This is a genomic window from Photorhabdus aballayi (assembly GCF_026153155.1).
Lineage (GTDB): Bacteria > Pseudomonadota > Gammaproteobacteria > Enterobacterales > Enterobacteriaceae > Photorhabdus > Photorhabdus luminescens.
The window spans coordinates 1-2,420 of the sequence record NZ_JAPFCD010000119.1; the positions used below are offsets into that span (position 1 = coordinate 1).

The 2,420-nt window shown below is 43.1% G+C and carries 4 protein-coding genes; 2 read left to right on the forward strand and 2 right to left on the reverse strand.

Annotation, left to right across the window (positions count from 1 at the left end; all coding sequences use genetic code 11):
* Positions 1–575: gp53-like domain-containing protein (locus OO184_RS24730; RefSeq protein WP_446500481.1), on the forward strand; the 575-nt coding region annotated here is incomplete at its 5' end.
* A 2-nt stretch (positions 576–577) separates the two neighbouring features.
* Entirely contained in the window at positions 578–997 is a 420-nt protein-coding gene (locus OO184_RS24735) for a tail fiber assembly protein (protein WP_265381427.1), read from the forward strand.
* 47 nt (positions 998–1,044) lie between these two features.
* Here OO184_RS24735 and OO184_RS24740 read toward each other — a convergent pair whose 3' ends face one another.
* A complete protein-coding gene (locus OO184_RS24740) occupies positions 1,045–1,671 on the reverse strand; it encodes a tail fiber assembly protein (RefSeq protein ID WP_265381428.1) in 627 nt (208 codons plus the stop codon).
* The coding region (locus tag OO184_RS24745) for a phage tail protein (RefSeq protein WP_265381429.1) at positions 1,671–2,420 on the reverse strand (750 nt) is incomplete at its 5' end. The genes OO184_RS24740 and OO184_RS24745, both read right to left, overlap by 1 nt.

The following is a 2,420-nucleotide window of genomic DNA, read 5'->3' on the forward strand; positions in this document are numbered from 1 at the left end:
TTGTAAATGGGAATGTGGATGCAACGGGATATGTTTCTGGTAAAGGAGTATATGAAGCACCGGGTATTCGGGTATATAGTGCTGTAAACAAACCGTCACCGGGGGAAATTGGGGCTTTACCCGCTAGCGGTACGGCTGTTGCAGCCAATAAATTAGCAACTGCTAGAACAATTGCGGGTGTGCCATTTGACGGTACCGTGAATATTTCAATCCATCCCGGAAATGTAGGTGCATATTCAAAAGTAGAAGTTGACAGTCGTGTTAATGCTAAAGGTAATAAGAATATAGCAAACATATCTGCTAATGGTTGGTGGAAATGTGGTGATACTGGAGTGGTTTATCAGTGGGGAATAACTCGAGTTCTAGAACCACTAGAGATTATCACAGTTCAGCTACCAGTTAGGTTCTCTAATGTATGTGTGAATGTAATATTGACAGTGAATCGACTCGGAGCCAGTGGTGGTATAGCTAATGGTTACGCTGCTGTTCTAAGTCCATCTTCGTTCAAATTGACTAATGACTATGCTAATACTGGTATTAGTGTGGGTTATTATTGGTTCGCAGTGGGGTATTAATTATGTATTATTACAGTGCAACAACTAATGCATTTTATCCGGTCGAATGGAAACAAGACTATATCAATGCTGGTTCATTTCCAAACGATGCAGTAGAAGTCGATGAGGCTATTTTCATTGAGTTTGCTGGCAGTATTCCTCCAGAGGGTAAATACCGAATAGCGGGTAAAAATGGTTTACCAGAATGGGCAGATATCCCTTCCCCCACGAAAGAAGAATTACAGCAACAGGCTAAATTTCAAAAACAGCAATTAATATCTGAAGCAACAAATCAAATCACACTATTACAAGACGCGACGGATCTAAATATGGCAAATGATGAGGAAAAAGCACAGTTAGTAGCTTGGAAAAAATACCAAATATCACTGAGCCGTATTGATGTCACATTAGCACCAGACATTAACTGGCCTAAAAAACCATAATGATATGTGTTTTTGCTATCGGGCTGCATAAGCAGCCCTTATTGTTATCATTCTGGCATCTCAGGCCATTTAATATCAGGGACCAATGAAGTATCAACACGGTTCAGCAATACCAGATACTTTTTCCATTCAAGTAACAGTGCCTGTTCTTCTTCCGAAGCCAATTCAGCATCAACAGCGTATTGAAGCAAAGTGATGGTTTTATTAGCTTGTGTACACAGTGTGTCACGCAGTTGCCCTGCCTGCTCAATTTCACTGTCCTTTATTGCCTCTTTATCAGTCACCCACTTTGAACCATCCCATCGATCAAAATGAGTCGCTGGCTGCTTAAATGTCAATGTTTCGGGCAATTCACCTAGCTCAGTAATTTCTTGTGGTAATTGAGTTTGTGTGTTGTAAGCTGTTTTTCCACGGTAATCTGGTACAATTTCCCAATGATTTCCGTCTACTGTGCGCCTAACAGCCATAGAGTCGGATTTAGGCAGTGTCGGAACATCTGTATAGGAATTGGCCGGTATTCCTATCCCTTTCATCAGATATACTGGTGTCGCGCCGATAAATTCCCTTGAATGAGGTGCTGCATGGTAGATTGTCAGCCAACCCGCTTTTTCTGCCAATCCATCTTTACCTAATATTGCTGCTTCCGGTTCTAAAGAATATTTTTGTGTATTCATTATGCTGCTCTCACTATGTAGTTAAATGCGATGTTGCGGGGGCGAGTTTCATTGCCACCGGTCGTCGATGTCGTGCTGTCGATATATAGGAAACTATTATTATCAGTATCTGTACCATCTGAGCCAACATTGCCGTTATACCCAGCCGGTGTCGCTTCCTTATTGTTAGCCCTGTGGAGACTGTTCATATTTTCGATATAATACCGGTCACGATAACCATGTTTATGACTTGCCAATAAATCGGCTTGCCACGAGCCGCACACACGACCGGGATCAACACCGCGCCCATCATCCCAACCACGAATAAATTCACCGCGCAAATCAGGAAGCACACCTGATGGATAAGCAGCGGCTAACCTCGGATAGGTAGATTTATTAAATGATTGGCCGTTACACGTAAGATAACCTGATGGAGGATTTGGTTGCGGCCACGGGATGGGGGAACCAACAGGTATGTTGTCATAACGACTGTCAAAGTTGTTGTAATTAGCGGGTAACACCTCCCCGCTTGGGGAGACTGTTAATACTCGCTGACTGTTAATGTCTACAGCATATCCGAGTGTGTTTGTGCCCCCGCCCCGCACAATACCTGTTATTGCATAATTGTCATACCAGGCGTAACTCGTAAACGCAACAAGCGAACCCATCGGCTTAGTCCCCTGCGAAGAAGCTAACATAGCCGCATTACGTTCAGTAGGCAGTGTTTCAACCTGTTTAAACCTAAAATACTGCGGATAATTTCCACCATT